This is a genomic window from Kribbella kalugense (assembly GCF_004365875.1).
In the GTDB taxonomy this organism is placed as follows: Bacteria; Actinomycetota; Actinomycetes; order Propionibacteriales; family Kribbellaceae; genus Kribbella; species Kribbella kalugense.
Window position 1 is genome coordinate 1,769,191 of record NZ_SODF01000001.1, and the last position, 18,346, is coordinate 1,787,536.

Annotated in this window: 21 protein-coding genes; 6 read left to right on the forward strand and 15 right to left on the reverse strand. The window is 67.1% G+C overall.

Annotation, left to right across the window (positions count from 1 at the left end):
* Positions 1–2: 2 nt before the first annotated feature.
* From EV650_RS08330 to cobT, 3 genes are read right to left on the reverse strand one after another with little or no spacing between them, the layout of a single operon-like run.
* A complete protein-coding gene (locus tag EV650_RS08330; RefSeq protein WP_134116967.1) occupies positions 3–812 on the reverse strand; it encodes a TrmH family RNA methyltransferase in 810 nt (269 codons plus the stop codon).
* Positions 809–2,017, reverse strand: coding sequence for a uroporphyrinogen-III C-methyltransferase (gene cobA / locus EV650_RS08335; protein ID WP_134116969.1), 1,209 nt, complete (start codon positions 2,015–2,017; stop codon positions 809–811). Before cobA ends, EV650_RS08330 begins: the two co-directional genes overlap by 4 nt.
* Complete coding sequence (gene cobT / locus EV650_RS08340) at positions 2,014–3,054, reverse strand: nicotinate-nucleotide--dimethylbenzimidazole phosphoribosyltransferase (RefSeq protein WP_134116971.1); 1,041 nt, start codon at positions 3,052–3,054, stop codon at positions 2,014–2,016. Before cobT ends, cobA begins: the two co-directional genes overlap by 4 nt.
* Positions 3,055–3,187: 133 nt before the next feature.
* Between cobT and EV650_RS08345 the strand changes: the two genes are divergently transcribed.
* Positions 3,188–3,718 carry a YbhB/YbcL family Raf kinase inhibitor-like protein gene (locus EV650_RS08345; protein ID WP_134116973.1) on the forward strand — a complete coding sequence of 177 codons (531 nt, stop codon included), beginning with the start codon at positions 3,188–3,190 and terminating at the stop codon, positions 3,716–3,718.
* 50 nt (positions 3,719–3,768) lie between these two features.
* Here EV650_RS08345 and EV650_RS08350 read toward each other — a convergent pair whose 3' ends face one another.
* The 4 genes from EV650_RS08350 to EV650_RS08365 form a co-directional block, all read right to left on the reverse strand.
* Positions 3,769–4,305: a hypothetical protein gene (locus tag EV650_RS08350; RefSeq protein ID WP_134116975.1), complete on the reverse strand. Its 537-nt coding sequence runs from the start codon at positions 4,303–4,305 to the stop codon at positions 3,769–3,771.
* A gap of 211 nt (positions 4,306–4,516) precedes the next feature.
* Positions 4,517–4,999 (reverse strand): DUF7144 family membrane protein, encoded by a 483-nt coding sequence (locus tag EV650_RS08355; protein WP_134116978.1) that lies wholly within the window; start codon positions 4,997–4,999, stop codon positions 4,517–4,519.
* Between the two features lie 113 nt (positions 5,000–5,112).
* Positions 5,113–5,532 carry a hypothetical protein gene (locus EV650_RS08360; protein WP_166678061.1) on the reverse strand — a complete coding sequence of 140 codons (420 nt, stop codon included), beginning with the start codon at positions 5,530–5,532 and terminating at the stop codon, positions 5,113–5,115.
* Positions 5,533–5,572: 40 nt separating this feature from the next.
* The gene (locus EV650_RS08365; protein ID WP_166678062.1) at positions 5,573–6,544 is read right to left on the reverse strand and encodes a DNA glycosylase AlkZ-like family protein; all 972 of its coding nucleotides are present in this window, start codon (positions 6,542–6,544) and stop codon (positions 5,573–5,575) included.
* Between the two features lie 55 nt (positions 6,545–6,599).
* Here EV650_RS08365 and EV650_RS08370 point away from each other — a divergent pair, with 55 nt between their 5' ends.
* Complete coding sequence (locus tag EV650_RS08370; RefSeq protein WP_134116984.1) at positions 6,600–7,478, forward strand: GNAT family N-acetyltransferase; 879 nt, start codon at positions 6,600–6,602, stop codon at positions 7,476–7,478.
* Here the strand turns inward: EV650_RS08370 and EV650_RS08375 are convergent.
* On the reverse strand, positions 7,459–7,854 hold the full coding sequence (locus EV650_RS08375) for a hypothetical protein (RefSeq protein WP_134116986.1): 396 nt from the start codon (positions 7,852–7,854) through the stop codon (positions 7,459–7,461). The genes EV650_RS08370 and EV650_RS08375 overlap by 20 nt on opposite strands.
* A 99-nt stretch (positions 7,855–7,953) precedes the next feature.
* Positions 7,954–8,445 (reverse strand): winged helix-turn-helix domain-containing protein, encoded by a 492-nt coding sequence (locus EV650_RS08380; protein WP_134116988.1) that lies wholly within the window; start codon positions 8,443–8,445, stop codon positions 7,954–7,956.
* 62 nt (positions 8,446–8,507) lie between these two features.
* On the opposite strand from EV650_RS08380, the gene def reads away from it, so the two are divergent.
* A complete protein-coding gene (gene def / locus EV650_RS08385) occupies positions 8,508–9,197 on the forward strand; it encodes a peptide deformylase (protein ID WP_134116990.1) in 690 nt (229 codons plus the stop codon).
* On the opposite strand, the gene EV650_RS08390 is transcribed toward def, so the two are convergent.
* Positions 9,144–9,500: a MerR family transcriptional regulator gene (locus EV650_RS08390; protein ID WP_134116992.1), complete on the reverse strand. Its 357-nt coding sequence runs from the start codon at positions 9,498–9,500 to the stop codon at positions 9,144–9,146. The two genes, def and EV650_RS08390, sit on opposite strands and share 54 nt — an antisense overlap.
* Positions 9,501–9,574: 74 nt before the next feature.
* Here EV650_RS08390 and EV650_RS08395 point away from each other — a divergent pair, with 74 nt between their 5' ends.
* Together EV650_RS08395 and EV650_RS08400 are read left to right on the forward strand one after the other, a co-directional pair.
* Positions 9,575–9,895, forward strand: coding sequence for a DMT family transporter (locus EV650_RS08395; RefSeq protein ID WP_134116994.1), 321 nt, complete (start codon positions 9,575–9,577; stop codon positions 9,893–9,895).
* Positions 9,896–9,912: 17 nt separating this feature from the next.
* The gene (locus EV650_RS08400) at positions 9,913–10,248 is read left to right on the forward strand and encodes a DMT family transporter (protein WP_238174076.1); all 336 of its coding nucleotides are present in this window, start codon (positions 9,913–9,915) and stop codon (positions 10,246–10,248) included.
* A 240-nt stretch (positions 10,249–10,488) separates the two neighbouring features.
* Here the strand turns inward: EV650_RS08400 and EV650_RS08405 are convergent, their stop codons facing one another.
* The 3 genes from EV650_RS08405 to EV650_RS08415 are packed head-to-tail and all read right to left on the reverse strand — an operon-like array spanning position 10,489 to position 13,626.
* Positions 10,489–11,373 carry a carbohydrate ABC transporter permease gene (locus tag EV650_RS08405; protein WP_134116998.1) on the reverse strand — a complete coding sequence of 295 codons (885 nt, stop codon included), beginning with the start codon at positions 11,371–11,373 and terminating at the stop codon, positions 10,489–10,491.
* Position 11,374: 1 nt separating this feature from the next.
* Positions 11,375–12,334, reverse strand: a complete 960-nt coding sequence (locus EV650_RS08410; RefSeq protein ID WP_238174077.1) for a carbohydrate ABC transporter permease — start codon at positions 12,332–12,334, stop codon at positions 11,375–11,377.
* Between the two features lie 8 nt (positions 12,335–12,342).
* On the reverse strand, positions 12,343–13,626 hold the full coding sequence (locus EV650_RS08415; RefSeq protein WP_134117002.1) for an ABC transporter substrate-binding protein: 1,284 nt from the start codon (positions 13,624–13,626) through the stop codon (positions 12,343–12,345).
* A 435-nt stretch (positions 13,627–14,061) separates the two neighbouring features.
* Between EV650_RS08415 and EV650_RS08420 the strand changes: the two genes are divergently transcribed.
* On the forward strand, positions 14,062–14,949 hold the full coding sequence (locus tag EV650_RS08420; protein WP_134117004.1) for a hypothetical protein: 888 nt from the start codon (positions 14,062–14,064) through the stop codon (positions 14,947–14,949).
* Here EV650_RS08420 and EV650_RS08425 read toward each other — a convergent pair whose 3' ends face one another.
* Both EV650_RS08425 and EV650_RS08430 read right to left on the reverse strand, forming a co-directional pair.
* Positions 14,950–17,085, reverse strand: coding sequence for a 3-hydroxyacyl-CoA dehydrogenase NAD-binding domain-containing protein (locus tag EV650_RS08425; RefSeq protein WP_134117006.1), 2,136 nt, complete (start codon positions 17,083–17,085; stop codon positions 14,950–14,952).
* Positions 17,082–18,302 carry an acetyl-CoA C-acetyltransferase gene (locus EV650_RS08430; protein ID WP_134117008.1) on the reverse strand — a complete coding sequence of 407 codons (1,221 nt, stop codon included), beginning with the start codon at positions 18,300–18,302 and terminating at the stop codon, positions 17,082–17,084. Before EV650_RS08430 ends, EV650_RS08425 begins: the two co-directional genes overlap by 4 nt.
* Between the last annotated feature and the right edge of the window lie 44 nt (positions 18,303–18,346).

Genomic DNA, 18,346 nt, shown 5'->3' on the forward strand with positions numbered 1-18,346 from the left:
CCTCAGCGTCGCCGGGTTGCGTAGAACGCGACCGCTGCCGACGATGCCACGTTGAGCGAGTCGACGCCGTCCGCCATCGGGATGCGCACGGTCAGGTCGGCCTTCTCGAGCACGTGCGGTTTGAGGCCGTGGCCTTCGGTGCCGAAGATCAGCGCGAGCTTGGCGTCGTCGCGGTCGGCAAGGTCGTCGAGCGTGATCGAGTCGTCGGCGAGGGCCATCGCGGCGGCGACGTACCCATGCTCCTGGAGTACGTCGAGGGCTCCGGGCCAGGTCTCGAGCCGGGTCCACGGGACCTGGAAGACCGTGCCCATCGAGACCTTGATCGAACGCCTGTACAGCGGATCCGCGCAGGTCGGCGTCACCAGCACGAGCCCGACGCCCATCGCCGCAGCGGCCCGAAAACCGGCTCCAACGTTGGTGTGGTCAACGATGTCGTCGAAGATCGCGATCCGGCTCGGCGCCTGCTCGAGCAGCTCGCCCAGCGGCTGGGCCGCGCGACGTTTGTACGACGCCAACGCGCCGCGGTGCACGTGAAATCCGGTGACCTGCTCGGCCAGCTCCTCGGACACGACGTACACCGGTTTGTCCGGCCACTTCTCGAGAACGTCCTGCAGCGAGTCCAGCCACCGCGGCGCGAGCAGAAACGACCGAGGCTCGAACCCGGCATCCGCCGCCCGCCGGATCACTTTGTCGCCCTCAGCAATGAACAGCCCGTGTTCTTCTTCGAGCAGCCGCCGCAGATTCACCTCCCGCAACTGCACGTAATCCGCGAGCCGATGGTCGGCTGGATCAGCTACTTGGACGAGATTCATCGTGCCTGACGAGCCACGTCGACTACGTTGCCGATGACAACGATCGCGGGGGCGCCGACGCCCTCGTCCTGCATCGCCTGGGCGATGCCCGCCAGATCCGACGTCACCATCCGCTGTCCGGGAAGGGTGCCGTCGGCAATCGCCGCCGCCGGGGTCTCCGCGGACCGCCCACCGGCGATCAACCGCTCGGTGATCGCGGGCAGATTCTCCACCGCCATCAGCAGTACCAGCGTCCCACGCAACTGCGCCAGCGCGTCCCAGTTGACCAACGAGTCCGGATGCGACGGCGGGATATGCCCCGACACCACCGTGAACTCATGCGTCACCCCGCGATGCGTGACCGGGATCCCCGACACCGCCGGCACCGAGATCGAGCTCGTGATCCCCGGCACCACGGTCCACGGCACTCCGGCCGCCGCACACGCCAGCGCCTCCTCGAAACCGCGACCGAACACGTACGGGTCGCCGCCCTTCAGCCGTACGACGACCTTCCCCTGACGACCGCGATCGATCAGGATCCGGTTGATCTCCTCCTGCTGAGCCGCCCGACCACGCGGCAACTTCGCCGCATCGAACAGCTCCACATCCGGATGCAACTCGTCCAGCAACTGCTGCGGCGCCAGCCGATCCGCCACGACCACATCCGCCTCGGCCAGCAACCGCCGCCCGCGCACCGTGATCAGATCCGGATCGCCCGGTCCCCCGCCGACCAGATACACCCCCGGTCGCCGATCCACATCACGCGCAGCCAGCTCACCGGTCCGCAGTCCCTCCAGGATCGCGTCCCGTACGGCGGCCGACCGCCGGTGATCTCCACCGCCGAGCACCCCGATGGTCACGTTGTCGTGCTGCCCGGACGCCGGAGTCCACGCAGTCGCGCGGGACCGGTCGTCCGAACGCACACAGAAGATCCGACGCTCCTCGGCCTCCGCCGAGACCTGATCGTTGACCGAGGCATCATCCGTCGCCACCACGACGTACCAGGCGCCGTCGAGATCGCCGGTGACGTACCCGCGCTCGATCCAGTTCAGCGATGGGTTGCCGAGCAGACCCTCGATCGTCGGCGTGATCGACGGCGAGATCAGGTCGATCTGCGCCCCGGACTCGAGCAACCGCGGCAGGCGACGCTGGGCGACCCCACCGCCGCCGACGACGACCACGCGCCGTCCGTCGAGGACGAGACCGGACAGGTACTGCTGAGTCACGAAGTGATCCCCGCGTCCTCGAACGTGGCCATCTCGGCAAGCGCGCGGACCGCGCAGGTCAGGATCGGGTACGCGAGCACCGCGCCGGTGCCCTCGCCGAGCCGCAGGTCCAGGTCGACCAGCGGCTGCAGGCCGAGCTGCTTCAGCGCGACGGCGTGACCGGGCTCGGCGGACCGGTGGCCGGCGACGCAGTACTCGATGACGGCCGGGTGGAACGCCTGCGCGACGAGCGCGGCGGCGCCCGCGATCACGCCGTCGAGGATGACCGGAGTGCGGTTGGCCGCGGCGCCGAGGATGTACCCGGCCAGGGCTGCGTGCTCAAGACCGCCGTACGCCTGGAGGGCCTTGAGCGGCTCGGTCGGCGGTACGGCGTGCAGCGCGAGGGCCGACCGTACGACGCCTGTCTTGTGTGCCAGCGCCGCGTCGTCGATCCCGGTGCCACGGCCGGTGACCGCGTCGGCGGTCGCCCCGGTGAAGGTCGCGATCAGGGCGGCGGACGCGGTCGTGTTGGCGATGCCCATGTCGCCGGTCAGGAGGCAGCGGTACCCCTCCTGGACCAGCTTGTCCGCGAGGTCGAACCCGACGGCGATGGCTGCCTTGGCCTCGTCCTCGGTGAGGGCGTCGGTCTGGGACAGGTCGCGGGTGCCCGGGCGGACCTTGGCGTGGACGATGTCCAGCTGGTCCACCGACGTGGCGACGCCGACGTCCACGACCCGTACGTCGACCCCGTTGTTGGTCGCGAACGCGTTCACCGCGGCACCGCCGGCGGCGAAGTTCGCCAGCATCGCGGCGGTCACTTCCTGCGGCCACGGCGAGACGTTCTGAGCGTGTACGCCGTGATCCGCCGCGAAAACCGTCACCACGGCGGGCTGAGGCACCGGCGGCGGGCAACTCCCCGTCATGCCGGCGACCCGAACGGACAACTCCTCGAGCACCCCCAGCGACCCCGCCGGCTTGGTCAGCCGCGCATGCCGCTCCTCGGCCGCCCGCATCGCGACGGCATCGGCCGGCCCGATCCGCTCCAGGTACTCCTCCACCGCGTCCTCCACTCGCTTGCCTACTCGTACGTGCTGCAACCTCCTCCGATCTTCGCATCCCCGGGTCGGTGCCCGTGGATCTGGACAGTAATGTCGGAATCACCACACCTCGCGAGATCCCGGAGGAACACAGATGTCGCTCGATCGTCCCGTCGCCCCGGACCCGTACGAACTCCTGCCGAAGGCCGGTTCGTTCACCCTCACCAGCACCGACGTCGCCGACGGCGAGCCGCTGTCCGACGACCACGCGTTCGCCGGCGGGAACACGTCGCCGCAGCTCAGCTGGTCCGGGTTCCCGGCGGAGACCAAGGCCTTCGTCGTCACCTGCTACGACCCGGACGCGCCGATCGTCTCCGGCTTCTACCACTGGAACCTGGTCAACCTGCCCGTCACCGTGACCGAGCTCCCCGCCGGCGCGGGCACCACGGAACGCCTCGACAACGGCGCCTTCCACGTCCGCAACGACTTCGGCGCCAAGGCCTTCGGCGGCGCCGCCCCGCCCCCCGGCGACCAGATCCACCGCTACTACTTCGTCGTACACGCCATCGACGTAGAAGCCCTGGACGTTGACTCCGACGCCACCCCAGCCGTAGTCGGCTTCAACCTAGCCTTCCACACCCTAGCCCGAGCCATCCTCACCCCGACCTACCAAATCCCGGAGTAGTACGCAGGGGCCGCCTCACTCGAGTCGGCCCCTCCGCAACCGCGCCACCGCTACTTGGATCTCCGAGCCTCGACCCGGTCGAATGCGCCCGCCGGGTACACAAAGACCCGCTTGACCGTCGTGATCGGCTCCTTGGCACCGAGAAACGCGGTCCCTTTGGCGCCCGGATACAGGTCGAAGCTGCTCGAGGTCGAGAGCTCAATCCCCAGGTTGTAGTTCTTGACGCTGCCGTTTTCGCCGGCGAACGAGTCCCGCCAGGTGTCGATGAAATCACTGATGGGCGTCGCCTCGATCTGCTGCCCGTCCGCGGTGACGACGACAACCTCGTACATGTTGATCGTGTCGTCCGACCGATTGTCCACCTGCGCGATCAGGTACGTGATGGGCCGCGCACCGGCGAGCCGCCGATAGTCGCCGTACGGCTCCAATCGTGGGTCCTTGATGTTCGCGGGGACCTGGATCGTGCCCACCGCGCCTTGGTAGGTGAAGGTGTACGTTCCGGGACCGGTGAGCGCGTGACGGACCGGAGCCGGGCTGGTCGGAGCGGGTCTCGGCGGCGCTGTCACGAGCACGCTGGGTGTCGGCACCTGAGCGGACTCCTCTGGTACCACAGCTTTGCTCGGTGACGCCGATGGTGCATTGATCACACACCCCACACAACTGACGAGCAACCCCGCCGCCACCAACGCCTTCGTGCCGAACGAGCCGCGATTGATCCCCATGATGTTCCCCCCTTGCGGCGCCTCCCCCAGCGCCGACCTGGCCCATTGTCGACCCGCAGCCTCCGATCTACCAGGGTCAGCCGAGTGGGGGGCGGCGGCGTTCGGCGGATGCTAGGTCGGCTGCTTCTTGGCCGGTCCAGGTTGGGGCGGCTGGGCGGTCTAGCTCGTTGCGTACGTCGGACCAGCGGGCGGTGAGGGCGAACAGTACGAGGACGTCCAGCGCGATCATCAGTAGCGACCAGACGGGGTAGGCGGCGAGCCAGGCGATCTGGGTGACGGCGTGCAGGCAGACCAGCACGATGGCTGTGAGCCTGGCCCAGGTCTGTGCCCAGAGCAGGCCGGCGCCGACGGCCATCAGGAGCAGGCCGAAGATCACCAGCATCCATCCCCAGCCCGTCACGCCCACGATGATGAGGTGCTCCCGCGTGATCACCAGACGCTTGTCGGCGAACAGCGCGATCAATCCTTCGAAGACGTTGATCAATCCGGTCATCATGAGCAGCGCGCCGGCGAACACGACGAAGCCGGTCATGGCCGCACCGCCTCGTTTCGCAGCCATCCTGACATCTCCTCTCGGGCAGCGGCCGCCACCGAGCCGGCGGCGGATCGCACCTGGATGCTGTCCCGACGGCCGGTTGCGCGCATCCCCCCAACCGGATGAGGTTCGGTCCGTCAGTCGCCTGGCTGGGCGGCCCAGCGGGTGATCTGGTAGGCGGCGCTGTCCGGGGTCGCGGGGTCGCCGGTCAGCTCGGTCGAGGTCATCCTCGGCTGGAAGCGCAGGTGGTCGATCTGGCCGTTGCGGCGGTGGATGTCGAGGTAGACGCCCAGGGGCTTGTAGTCGAACTTCGCGAACTCGATCTCTACGCGAGGGATCCGATGGGATCCGATCAGCTCTCGAAAGACCAGTTCGTCGTCGGTCAGCCGCAGCTCGTAACGCATAGCCCCGAGCAGCACCACCAGACTGAGCGGGATCGCCGGCCACAACATCGGCTCGATCAGGCTCACCACCACCGCAGCCAGCACCAGTAGGCGGAGCACGATCAACACCACCCGATGTGCGCCCCACCTGCGAATCTCCGGCAGTTCGCCCATCTCAGAGCGCCCCGACGGACAAGTAACTAGGAACTGGCATCTACCAATTGTCGCCGGAGCGGACTGAGAGGCTCGCATCCCGCACCGGCAGACATGCGACCTCGGCCTCCAAGGCGTCGTACTGCGTTGTGCTGAGGGTGTCCGACAACACGACGTCGACCCGCCCGCCCTTGCGGCCCCACGCCCCGACGATGCGTCCGTCGACCATCAACCCGTTCGGATGAAAGGAATCCGCCACCGGCGTGAGCGCCCGCAGACCGGGTGCGATGAAGCGCGCGTCGCGGTCCCGACCGAACAACCGCAGGTCCGAGGCGACCAGCAGCCGAACTCCACGCGGTGACGGCACGGACCGCAGGCACTCCTCGTCCGTCCGAAGAATCCACCCGGGAACGCCGTCGAAATCGACCTCAAGGAGCTCGTCGGCCAGCGAACTCCAGACGGCTTTGGCGTCCGCGGGCGACAACCCGGACCACCACGAGAACGCCTTCGGGGTCGTTGGTCCGAAGTAGTGCAGATGCCGTCGACATAGTTCCAGCCGGGCGTCGGCGACCTCGATGGACGGCTTTGGCACCTCTCGTGCCCACAGCGACGTCGTGTCCCAGCGCACCGCGATTCGCCCGCTGGCACACGCTTCCCGCAGCCCGTGCACCCCGGCCCCGCGCCGCTCACGCCCGCCCAACGTCTCGCACACCTGCTCCGCGAGTACTTCGATCCGCTCCGCGGCGGCCGGGTCGAGCGGCAGGCGGCCGAGCGTGAACACCCCGAAGTCGCGTGCCGGAAGCACGTACACCGCCGCCCGCGGACTGTACGTCTGGATCAACGACGGGTGCTCCCAGTCCGACGGCGTGCACTCCGACATCCGTGCGTGCAGCCCGAGCAGCGCGTCCCGAGGCGCCGTGTCTTGCAACCCGGCGTACGCCGCCTGCTCGTGCAAACCGGCCGGGAGTCGACGGGTCAGATGATTGACGTGCAGCCGGTACGCGATGACCTGCTCGCGCGTGACAATCCGCATAACCTCGACCGTAGTCATCAAACACGCCACCTGATGACCTGTTTCTAGGAGAGCAATGCTCACGACGGCCCGGCTCGACCTGGTGGAGTTCGAGTTGGAGCGGGATCTGGCGGCGTTGCACGCGATGTTCTCGGATCCGGAGTGGGCGCGCGGTGGGTTTATAACTCCGGCGACGTCCTCTGCCGAGTCGCGGGAGCGGTTGGAGCGTGAGTTTGGGGGCAACAGCGGCTGGACTTGGGTACTGCGGGTTCGGCCGGATGAGGATGCGGTTGGGGTGATCGGGGTGTTCTCGGATCAGGGCAGCTCGATCCGCGGGATCAGCTGGTATCTGCGGCGCGACCACTGGGGCGCCGGTCTGATGAGCGAGGCGGCTCGGGCGGTCGTCGATCACCTGTTGCAGCAGGCATCGATCACCGGGATCGAGGCCTGGATCGACTCACGGAACGTCCGCTCGATCGCCGTCGCCCGCCACGCCGGCCTCGACGTCGTTGGCCGCCTGCCCAGGACGCAGTACGGCGAGATCGCGCAATCGGTCGTGATGGGCCGGGCCGCACAACCGACCGATCCGACCACGTTCGGAGTCACTCCGACCCTGGAGGTCCGCGATGTCCCCGGCACCGTCCGCCTTCTCTGCTCGTTGCTCGGTCTGCAGGTCAGCTTCGAGCTCGACGGCTTCGCGCTCCTCGGCTTCACCGAATGGAACGGCCAGAGCAGCCTCGAAGTACGACGTGCATCCGGCGAAATCTCCCCCGCCACAATGACGATCGACGTCGGCGTACTCGTCGATCGTCTCTACGACGCCGCAATCACGGCCGGCCTCGTCGACTCGACGGCGCCCGAGGACACGTCGTGGTACCGGCGTACCTTCACGTTGGTGCTGGCCGAGGGGCACCGGTTGACGATCTCGGGGCCGGTCAGTAGTTGGCCAGCATGATCCGTCCGAGCACGAGGGCGATCGCGCAGAGGACCGCACCCACGACGGCCAGAGGTTTGCCGCGGCGACGACCGCTCAGGCCGGCGATCGCGAGCCCGATCCCCGGGACCGCGAACGGCAAGGCGGCGTACTGCCGGAAGCCACTCATATCCATCGGCAGGAACGGCACGACCAGGGCGACGAGCCCGAGCACCAACGCAAGCACCCCCATCACACCCGACCCCGCCGGACGCTCCGGAACCGGCACAGGACGCACCTGCTCCGGCTCCCGCGCATAATCCGGCCAAAGATCCTGCGAATACCCGGCCTCGCCTTGCTGCTGCGGGTGGGCCTGGCCGGTGGACTGCGGGTTCTGTTCTGGCGGCTGGTAGGTCATGGGCTCCACATCCCGGGTCGGTTCACCGGGCGAGAGGTTGCCCGGTGCGGATGTCGTCCCCAGCCCTGACGCTACGAGCCAGGCAACGGTTCCCCCGGATTACTGCTCGTGGAGGGGGAAGGCTCGGATGATTACTGCGGTGGGGGTGGTGGTGGTGGCGGAGGAGGAGGTGGGTTCGCTGCCGATGAAGTCGTGGAGGACTCGGTGGAGGCGGGCTCGGAGTTCGGCTAGTTCGCCGTCGGCGAGGGTAACGACCTCGCTGAAGGCGAAGTCCTCGTCGTCGGAGGTCTTGGCGGCCAGCCAGGTTGCGTAGGCGCTGTCCTCCAGTTCGCGGTTGAGTGTCGCTTGCTCGGTGCGCAGGCGCCGCCACGGCTTGACCCGGCCCACCGCGCCCGGCACCGGCTCGATCAGACCGAGCGCCTCCAGCCGGCGGAGGTGGAACGAGCATGAGCCCGTGCTCTCCCCCAGCTCCCGCGCCGCGACCGTGGACGTCGTCGTACCGTCCCGATCGATCAGGCCGAGCAGCGCTTCCCGCAGCGGATGGGCGCGGACGACGTCACGGCGGTTCGGGGTACTGCGCTGCTCGGGCATGGTCGCAGCTTAGCCGACTGGGATCTTTGCAAAGCTCAGACTTTGCAGACTATGGTCTTTGCATGCCGACGTACATCCAGGGACGGCCGAGTCGCCGACTGCCCGAGCTGATCGATGAGGTACGGCGTGGGACGGCGCTGCGGATCACGGAGTACGGCGAGGAAATCCTGCACCGTCCGTGCCGGGCGGTCACCGAATTCGGCGCCAAGCGGTGGAGCGGGTTGATCGACGACATGTTCACCACGATGTGGGTCGCCGAGGGCTGCGGTCTGGCCGCGAACCAGGTGGATGTGGATGCCCAGCTGTTCGTGTACGACCTGACCGACGAGTACGGCGACCGCCACGTCGGTCACGCCTTCAACCCGCGCGTCGTACCACTGTCAGCCTTCTTCGGCGAACAGGACGGCACCGAAGGCTGCCTCTCCGTCCCCGGCGCCAACGCACCTCTCCCCCGCCCCGCCCGCGTCACCCTCCACGCCGACGACCTCGAAGGCCGCCCCTTCACCCTCGACGCAACCGGCTACCTCGCCCGCTGCCTCATCCACGAAACCCAACACCTAGCCGGCACCGTCTACGTAGACCACCTCCCCCCAACCACCCGCACCCAAGCCCTGACCCACTCCACCACCCATCGAGCCGAAGTCATGTCCCACCGAACCACCCGCCAACAACAACTGAGCTCAGGCCGGTATGACGGCTCAGTGGTTGGCGGGGATACTGACGTCCTGGCGGAGGGCTTGGAGGACTTCTAGTTCTCGGTTGATTTCGCGGCGTTTGGCTTCGAGGCGTTCGACTCCTTGGGCCAGGAGTGCCTCGAGTACGCCGGTGCGCTCGGCGGGCGGCGCTTCCAGGCAGGGTAGGAGCTCGGCGATGGTCGCGCTGCACAGGCCGGCCGCGAGCAGGTGCTGGATCATGACGACGCGTTCGACCATCGACTGGTCGAACTCTCGCCAGCCGCCCGCAGTACGCCCTGATCGGATCAGGCCCTGCTCCTCGTAGTACCGCAAGGAACGCGAACTCACGCCGGTGGCGTCCGCGAGCTCTCCGATGCGCATGGGAACCAGTCTTGCACTTCACACCAGTGTGAAGTTTGACCCTGATGAGGTGACCGTTCACTGAAAGGAACCTCATGCACTGGCTCTACCTAGCAGTCGCCGTCGTCTTCGAGATCGCCGTCGCACTCTGCGCCGGCAAGGCCCAAGGATTCACCGAGCGCGGCTGGACCGCCGCCACTCTCGTCACCGGCGGCCTCGGCACGTACTTCCTCAGCCGCGCCCTCCTCACCTTCGACGTCGGCGTCGGGTACGCACTCTGGACCTCCCTCGCCGGAGTCGGCATCACGCTGCTCGGCGCGCTGCTGTTCGGCCAGCGCCTGACCGTGGGCAAGGCCGTCGGTATCGCCCTGGTCATCGCCGGCGTCGCAGGCCTGCAACTCTCCGGAACCGTTTGATGCGGCGCACTGGGTGGATGACTCTGTTGCTGGCCGGCGCGTTCGAGGTCGGCTACGCACTCTCCGTCGGCGGCAGCCACGGGTTCACCGTGTTGCGGTGGTCCGCCGTAGCCGTCGTGTTCTTCCTGCTGACCCTCTGGGCACTCAGCCTCGCCCTCCGCACCATCGAGGTCAGCATCGGGTACGCCGTCTGGGCCGGAATCGGAGCCGTCGGCGCAGCCCTCCTCGGCCCCGTCTTCTTCAACGAAACCCTCACCTTGGCGAAGGCGGGCTGGCTAGCCGTCATCATCACCGGCGTCATCACCCTAAAACTCGCCGACCGCACACCAAGCCACGTACCGACGGACGGGTAGAGCACCAGCGAGACGCCGTACACGAACACACATCTACGCTCAGGTGCACTACCCACCCCACCAACACCACCCGTCCGCCGGTACACCAACCCCGTTGCACCACGGCTTTCCGGAACATAAATCGCACCAGCCGCCCAACATGTTCCGCAAAGATCACGCCCCAGCCCCAGACCCGGACCGCCGGAGGCGGCGATGGGACAGCCGCCGCGGAGCGGTGTCCGATTGCCGGCGGGTGGTGGGTCAGTCTTTTATGCCGGATTGGGTTACGCCTTGGATCAGGTAGCGCTGGAGGAAGGCGAAGATCAGGACCAGCGGGAGGATGGAGACGGCGACCGCCATGAAGAGTTCGTGGATGTTGATGGTTTGGGCGGTGATGAACGTCGACATCGCCACCTGGATCGTCCACGACGACGAGTCTTGACCGATCACGAGTGGCCAGAGGAACGAGTTCCAGTTGCCGATGAAGGTGATCGCCGCCAACGCCGCGAAGAACGGCAATGAGTTCGGTACGACGATCCGCCAGAACACACCGAAGTACCCGGCCCCGTCCACCCGAGCAGCCTCCTCCAGCTCCCGTGGAAACCCGAGGAAGTACTGCCGGAACAAGAACGCCGCAAACCCGCTGAACAGCGTCGGGATGATCAGACCCCGCAGCGACGACACCCACCCCAGCGAAGACACCACGATGAACGACGGGATGAACGTCACCGCGCCCGGGATCATCAACGTCGCGACGATCGCGTAGAAGATCTTGTCCGCATGCCGATAAGGAATCCGCGCCAGCCCATACCCAGCCATAGATGCCAACAGCAACTGTCCGGCCGTCCCGAGGATCCCGACGACGGCGGAGTTGTACAGCGCCCGAGCCATCGGCACCTGGGTGTCGTCGAACAGCTCCTTGATGTTCCCCCACTGCAGATGCGACGGGAACAACGTCCACGAGGGCGCGGTGATGTCCGCCTCCGTGGACAGCGCGTTGCGCAGGATCAGATAGAACGGCAAGAGGAACAGCACGACCGCGATGAACAGCGCGATCCAGCGCAGCACCATCCCGACCCGGCCGAACGCCGTCTGGCTGAAGCCGATCGGTTGCGGAGTTCCCGTCGTACGCTCGGAGACTGCCATCTCAGTCACCCGCCTTTCCGAAGCCGAAGATCCGGGCCTGCAGCAGGGTCACGATCATGATGATCACGGCCAGGATCAGCGCGCCGGCCGAGCCGTGGCCGAGGTCCTGGATCGAGCCGAGCGAGATGCCGTACAGGTAGACCAGTGGAGGCCGGGCGTAGTTCACGTTCCCGATCAGGTTGTAGAACTCGTCGAACGCCTGGTACGCCGCGATCAGGTTCAGGATCAGTACGGCGATCGACGTCGCCCGCAGCTGCGGCAGCGTGATGTAGCGGAACACCTGCCAGCCGGGCTTCGCCCCGTCGACGTACGCCGCCTCGTACAACGTCGGCGAGATCCGCTGCAGCCCCGCGATGAACAGGATCATGTAGAACCCGAGCTGCAACCACAGCCGCACCGTCACGATCGGCAGCCAGTACCAGGGCGGACTGACCGTGGACAGCCAGGCGATGTTGTCGATCCCGAACCAGCCGAGGATCGTGTTCGCCAAACCGAACCGGACGCCGTTGAAGATCGACAGCCGCCAGATCAGCGACGCCACGACGTACGAGCAGGCGGTCGGCAGGAAGAACACCGACCGGAAGAACGCCCGGGCGATCTTCACCTGGTTGACCAGCAACGCCAACGCCAGCGACAGGATGAACGTCAGCGGCACGATGAACACGGCGAAGATCGTGAACGTGCCGAGGCTCGACAGGAAGTTGTGGTCCTTCAGCATGTCGATGTAGTTCTGCAGCCCGACGAACTTCGACGGCGTCGCCGTGTTGTAGGCCTCGAAGAAGCTGAGGACCAGGCTCCAGATGATCGGCAGGTAGGAGAAGACCAGCAGACCGAGGACGAACGGCCCGACGAAGATCCAGAACCACAGCGCGTTCCCGGCGATGCCCTTCTGCCGCCCAGGACGCCGACGACGCCGCCGCTCACCAGCGGTGGCGGCGTCCTCGGCCCGGGACGTTGTCACCGGAGCGCTCATCCGAACAGCCGCGACAGTTCGGTATTGACGGTCTTCTCGGCTTTACTGATCTCCGCGGCGGGGTCGGCTCCCTTCTTGATGACGTTCGTGAGCAGATCGGTGAACGCCGTACCCATCTTCGGAGTCCAGGCCGGGTTGTCGGTGTGGCCGTAGTCGGCGGTCAGCTTGACCGTCTCGGCCGCGACACCACTCTGCAGCTTCGACGCCTTGGCAGCCAGGCTCTTGCGGGGCGGGATGTGGAAGCCGTAGTTGAGGCACCAGTCTTCCTGGTCGGCCGACTGGTCGATCCACAGCCACTTGACGAACTTCTTCGCCGCGTCGACGTTCGCGCTCTTGGCTGAAACGAACTGGGTCCAGCCACCGGAGTACACGGCCGGCTTGCCCTGCGCGTCCAGCGCGGGGAAAGCGAACACGCCGAGATCGTCGCCGAGCGCCTTCTGCATCCCCGGCACGGCCCACATACCGATCCACTGCATCGCCGCGAGACCCTGGTTGATCGCGCTCGGGTCGGTCCAGTCCGTCGGCGAGCCGAGCAGGATGCTCTTGCTGGCGTAGAGCTCGTGCAGCTTCCCGAACGCCTGGGCCGCGCGAGCGCCGGTGAAGCCGGGCTTGTGGTCGTCGGTCAGGTAGGTGCCGCCGGACGACCACAGCGCCGGGCCGCCCAGGGCGAGACCGCCGTCGTTGCCGACGAAGAGGCCCTTCACCTTGTTCGTGGTGAGTTCCTTGGCCGCGGAGATCAGGTCGTCGATCGTCTCCGGCGGCTTGATCCCGGCCTTGTCCAGCAGGCTCTTCTTGTAGTAGATGACCTGCGGGTCGACGATCATCCGGATGCCGTAGATCTTGCCGTCGACGGTGTTCGTGGCCAGGTCGCCCGGCTGGAAGTCGTCCTTCACGTCGGCCATGATGTCGTCCAGCGCGACCACCTGGTTGCTCTTCACCATGCCGATGTTGAGCTGGCTCTCGAACACGTCCGGGCCCTTGTTGGACAGCAGACCGGAGGAGAGCTTGGTGCCGTAGTCACCAGGGGTCCACTGCACGCTGACGTTCGCGTCGGTGTAGGCCTTGGCGTACTTCGTCGCCGCCTGCTGGGTCCCGGTCTCGCCGTACTGGTGGTACCACTGCGACAGGTTGACCTTCGACCCGCCGCTTCCGCCGCCCGAGGACGGTCGGCCGGTATTGCCGCCACAGGCCGCGGTGAACGCGGCGAGTGCCGCCAGACCACCGGTCCGCTTGAGCAGATCCCGCCGGGTCAGACCGGCGTTCGGAACATGAGCAGGCATGTATTCCACCTTCCCGAGAGGGAACGTCGCAGGGGTACGACGCACGGTTCCGAGTTACTTAACAGCGTTAAGCATCTCCGATTTCGCACACGGTACAACAGGGTCCAACACAACGACAGCGTTCGACACAGGTCGTTTCTGGCATGATCGCCACCCGATCGGAAGCAGCCACGCCGCTGACGCCTAGGTCAATCGTTGTAGAAGTGCCAGAACAATGGCTCAAAACCGCGCCCGGCGCAAGACCGGGCGCGCTGTTATTTGTTCGATTCTGTGGAATTGGGTGCCTGCTCGCTCCGCAGCTCGGATGACCTCCGCCGGGGGTTGGATGGAGCGCGACACGGCTGGTTGCGAAGGGCGGCGGAGATGACTCCACGGCAGGACAGGAAAGACTGGGAAGCTCTCAGCCGGAACTCTCCGGAGGTGGCTGCCGGCGCCATGACGAGATATCAGCGACTGGTCGCGCGGATCGAGGACCCGGACAGCACCGGCCAGGTGACGAAGCGGCCCTGGGAGACCGACCGCAAGCTGTACGCGACCACGCACCAGCCGGTGTGGCAGATGTGTCTGCGGGACGCACAGAACAAGCCCTCCGACTATCCCTTTGCCGGCGACGAGATCCGGGTCCGGCAGGCGCTGCGCAACCTGTTGCTGGAACACGGTCGGCTCGAACCGGAAAGGCGCGCCGGTCCGAGCGAGGACGCTCTGTCCAAGGCCTTCCGTTTGGAAGCCGCCGACGATGCCGTCAGCAGCAGGATCGAGGCGCTTGGCGACCAGCGGCTCGAGCCGCTCTTGCGATACTCCACCGAGCCGGAGACCGGCCACTACCCGGCGGCCGCCCGCAAGCTACGGGAGAACTTCGCTGCGGCCGCCCGGCAAGTTGGAAGGGATGACCTGCTTCCCCTCCGGGTGAGTCCGTATCACGTGATGTCCGCGGGGATCGTCGTCGATGCCTACAGCAACATCACCGGGATGACGCCGGGCGATGTCAGCCGACACCTCGGCGCGCGCCTCGGCGAGCTGGAAACGGTCGCTCCGCAGGCTCCTAACGGTCCAGAAAGGGTCGACAGGATCGTCGATCACGCCACATTCGAACTCTGGTCGAATGCGATCGACCATCAACTCGAACTCGCCCGCAAGGAAGCGGAACAGACCGCTGATCCAGTGACCGCTGATCCAGTGACCGCCGATCCGGTCCGGGTCGCGCTGGGCGACCTGCCGAACCCTGGGGCGACGCAACCGGTGGAGACCCGCGGTGGCAGCGGGGGTGCGCAGGACGGACCAGTGACGCGCGCGCAGCGGCCCGGTGGCCTGACTCGTACCTGACTACGCCCAGACCTCACCCGCTTCGGCCTTGCTCACGAGCAGTGCGGGCGGTTCGAAGCGTGCGCCGTACGCCGCCGCAAGCGAGCGGGACCGCTCGACGAAGGCACTCAGCCCGTAGCCGTTGATGTACTGCAGCGCGCCGCCGTGCAGCGGCGGGAAGCCGATGCCGAAGATCGAGCCGATGTTGGCGTCCGGCACCGATCGCAGCACGCCCTCCTCGAGACACTTCACGGTTTCCAAGGACATCGCGAACAGCATCCGCTCCTGCAGATCGATCAGCGGTACGTCGTTGTGCTGCCGGAAGTGCTCCCACAGCCCAGGCCACAACCGCTTCGGCCCGTCCGCCGGGTAGTCGTAGAACCCAGCCCCGGCCGCCTTGCCCCGGCGGTCGAACTCGTTGACGAGACGATCCGTCACCGCCATCCCAGGATGGTCGTCGAACGCACCCGCGCTGTCACCGGCCGCGCGAGCGGCGTCCCGGATCTTCTGCGGCAGCGTCAGCGTGACCTCGTCCAGCATCGCCAACGGCGGCGCCGGGAACCCGGCCTGAGTCGCCGCCCGCTCGATCATCACCGGATCGACGCCCTCGGCCACCATCGCCGCGCCCTCCATCACGAGCGTGCCGAACACCCGCGAGGTGAAGAATCCCCGGCTGTCGTTGACCACGATCGGCGTCTTCTTGATCTGCCGTACGACGTCGTACGCCTGGGCGATCGCCCGGTCCGAGGTCTTCTCGCCGACGATCAGCTCGACCAGCGGCATCCGGTCGACCGGCGAGAAGAAGTGCATGCCGATGAAGTCGTCCGGCCGGTCGATCCCGTCGGTGAGCGAGGTGATCGGCAGCGTCGACGTGTTCGAGCAGAGCAGTGCATCCGGCTCGACCACCCCGGCGATCTCCGCGAACACCTTCTGCTTCAACCCGGTGTCCTCGAAGACGGCCTCGATCACCAAGTCGCAGCCGGCCAAGTCGTTCGGATCCCCGGTCGGCGTGATCCGGCTCAGGAATGCCTCGACGTCGGCGGCGGAGGTCCGGCCTTTCGCGACCTGTTTCGCCAGCAGCTTCTCGGAATATTCCTTTCCGCGCGCAGCAGCCTCCAACGAAACATCTTTGAGCACAACGTCGATTCCGGCCTTCGCGCACGCATACGCAATTCCGGCGCCCATCATTCCCGCGCCGAGCACCCCGACCTTCCGCGCCGAGTACTTCGGTACGTCGGACGGCCGCGAACTGCCGGCGTTGATCGACTGGAGGTCGAAGAAGAACGCCTGGATCATGTTCTTCGCGATCTGGCCGGTGGCGAGCGAGACGAAGTACCGCGACTCGATCCTGGACGCGGTCTCGAAGTCGACCTGGGTGCCCTCGACAGCCGCGCTCATGATCGCCCGCGGCGCCGGGTACGGCGCGCCCTTCAGCTGCTTGCGCAGGTTCGCCGGGAAGGCTGGCAGGAACGCGGCCAGCTTCGGCGACGACGGCGTACCGCCGGGGATCTTGTAACCGTCGCGGTCCCACGGCTGCTTGGAGTCGCCGTCGTACGTCGTGATCCACCGACGGGCCGCGTCGACCAGGTCGTCGGCCGGGACCACCTCGTCGACGATGCCGACGCTCAGCGCGTGCGCCGGCTTCATCCGCTGACCCTGCAGCAGCACCTTCATCAACGCGTCCTGCAGACCGAGCATCCGGACCGTCCGGGTCACTCCCCCGCCACCGGGCAGCAGGCCGAGGGTCACCTCCGGCACGCCGAGCTCGATCCGGTTGTCATCGGCAACGATCCGGTGGTGACAGGCGAGTGCGATCTCCAGCCCGCCGCCGAGCGCCGACCCGTTGATCGCGGCAACCACCGGAACACCCAACGTTTCAAGGGCTCTGAGCTGCCGCTTGACCTCTTCGATGGTTGTGAAGACCTCGGCGGCGTCCGACGGCTGGATCTGCGACAGCAGCTGCAAGTTGCCGCCGGCAAAGAACGTCGACTTCGCCGACGTCACGATCACGCCCTTGAGCAGCGCCTTCTCGGCCACCAGCCGCTCGACGGTCCGGCCCATCGCCTCGACGTACGCGTCGTTCATCGTGTTGGCGGACGCGGACGGGTCGTTCAGCGTCAGCGTCACGACACCCGCGTCGTTCTTCCACTCGATCATGCCGCAAGCCTCTCGATGATCGTCGCGACGCCCATCCCGCCGCCGACGCACAGGGTGGCCAGTCCGTAGCGGAGCTCGCGCCGCTCCAGCTCGTCCAGCAGGGTTCCGATCAGCATCGCCCCGGTCGCACCCAGCGGGTGGCCGAGTGCGATCGCGCCACCGTTCACGTTCACCTTCTCGTGCGGTACGCCGAGATCCTTCATGAAGTGCATGACCGCGGCCGCGAACGCCTCGTTCATCTCGAACAGGTCGATGTCGTCGACCTCGAGCCCGGCCCGCGCCAGCGCCTTCCGGGCGGCCGGCGCCGGACCGGTCAGCATGATGGTCGGATCCGCACCGCTGACGCCGACAGCGACCACCCGGCCGCGCGGCGCCCGACCGAGGGCCTCGCCGGCCTTCTCGTTGCCGACAGCAACCAGCGCGGCGCCGTCGACGATCCCGGACGAGTTGCCCGCGTGGTGCACGTGGTTGATCCGCTCGACGGTCAGATACTTCTCCAGCGCGACCGAGTCGAACCCGCCGTGCTCCCCGATCGCCTCGAACGACAGCGGCAGCCCGGCCAGCGTCTCGACGGACGTTCCCGGCCGGACCAGTTGGTCGTGGTCGAGGATCTGCAGCCCGTTCCGATCCACCACCGGTACGACGGAACGACCGAAGTACCCGTTGGCCCAGGCTTTCGCGGCCCGGGCGTGCGACTCGGCAGCGTACGTGTCGACGTCGGTGCGGGAGAAGCCGTCCAGGGTCGCGATCAGGTCCGCGCTGATGCCCTGCGGGATGAAGCCGGTCTGCAGCGCCGTCTCCGGGTCCATCGCCCACGCGCCGCCGTCGGACCCCATCTTCACCCGCGACATCGACTCGACACCGCCGGCGAGGATGAAGTCCTCCCAGCCGGACCGCACTCGCTGCGCGGCCTGGTTCACGGCCTCGAGCCCCGACGCGCAGAAGCGGTTCAGCTGCACGCCTCCGGTCGTCTCGGGGTAGCCGGCCATCAGTACGGCGGTGCGCGCGATGTCCATGCCCTGGTCGCCGATCGGAGTCACGACACCGAGTACGACGTCGTCGATCGCGGCTGGATCCAGGTCGGGATGCCGGGTCCGCAGTTCGTGCAGCAGGCCGGTGATCAGCTGGATCGGCTTGACCTCGTGCAGCCCGCCGGTCGGTTTGCCCTTGCCGCGCGGTGTCCGAATCGCGTCGTACAGAAACGCTTCGCTGCTCATGAAGCCGATTGTGACAGCAGCACTGTAATGATGGTCAAGTGCGG

Excerpts from the sequence above, each read along its gene's own strand:
- EV650_RS08330 (WP_134116967.1), bottom strand. The coding sequence starts at position 812 with ATGAATCTCGTCCAAGTAGCTGATCCAGCCGACCATCGGCTCGCGGAT.
- EV650_RS08345 (WP_134116973.1), top strand. The coding sequence starts at position 3,188 with ATGTCGCTCGATCGTCCCGTCGCCCCGGACCCGTACGAACTCCTGCCG.
- EV650_RS08355 (WP_134116978.1), bottom strand. The coding sequence starts at position 4,999 with ATGGCTGCGAAACGAGGCGGTGCGGCCATGACCGGCTTCGTCGTGTTC.
- EV650_RS08360 (WP_166678061.1), bottom strand. The coding sequence starts at position 5,532 with ATGGGCGAACTGCCGGAGATTCGCAGGTGGGGCGCACATCGGGTGGTG.
- EV650_RS08365 (WP_166678062.1), bottom strand. The coding sequence starts at position 6,544 with ATGCGGATTGTCACGCGCGAGCAGGTCATCGCGTACCGGCTGCACGTC.
- EV650_RS08370 (WP_134116984.1), top strand. The coding sequence starts at position 6,600 with ATGCTCACGACGGCCCGGCTCGACCTGGTGGAGTTCGAGTTGGAGCGG.
- EV650_RS08375 (WP_134116986.1), bottom strand. The coding sequence starts at position 7,854 with ATGACCTACCAGCCGCCAGAACAGAACCCGCAGTCCACCGGCCAGGCC.
- EV650_RS08380 (WP_134116988.1), bottom strand. The coding sequence starts at position 8,445 with ATGCCCGAGCAGCGCAGTACCCCGAACCGCCGTGACGTCGTCCGCGCC.
- def (WP_134116990.1), top strand. The coding sequence starts at position 8,508 with ATGCCGACGTACATCCAGGGACGGCCGAGTCGCCGACTGCCCGAGCTG.
- EV650_RS08390 (WP_134116992.1), bottom strand. The coding sequence starts at position 9,500 with ATGCGCATCGGAGAGCTCGCGGACGCCACCGGCGTGAGTTCGCGTTCC.
- EV650_RS08395 (WP_134116994.1), top strand. The coding sequence starts at position 9,575 with ATGCACTGGCTCTACCTAGCAGTCGCCGTCGTCTTCGAGATCGCCGTC.
- EV650_RS08400 (WP_238174076.1), top strand. The coding sequence starts at position 9,913 with ATGACTCTGTTGCTGGCCGGCGCGTTCGAGGTCGGCTACGCACTCTCC.
- EV650_RS08405 (WP_134116998.1), bottom strand. The coding sequence starts at position 11,373 with ATGGCAGTCTCCGAGCGTACGACGGGAACTCCGCAACCGATCGGCTTC.
- EV650_RS08415 (WP_134117002.1), bottom strand. The coding sequence starts at position 13,626 with ATGCCTGCTCATGTTCCGAACGCCGGTCTGACCCGGCGGGATCTGCTC.
- EV650_RS08420 (WP_134117004.1), top strand. The coding sequence starts at position 14,062 with ATGACGAGATATCAGCGACTGGTCGCGCGGATCGAGGACCCGGACAGC.
- EV650_RS08425 (WP_134117006.1), bottom strand. The coding sequence starts at position 17,085 with ATGATCGAGTGGAAGAACGACGCGGGTGTCGTGACGCTGACGCTGAAC.
- EV650_RS08430 (WP_134117008.1), bottom strand. The coding sequence starts at position 18,302 with ATGAGCAGCGAAGCGTTTCTGTACGACGCGATTCGGACACCGCGCGGC.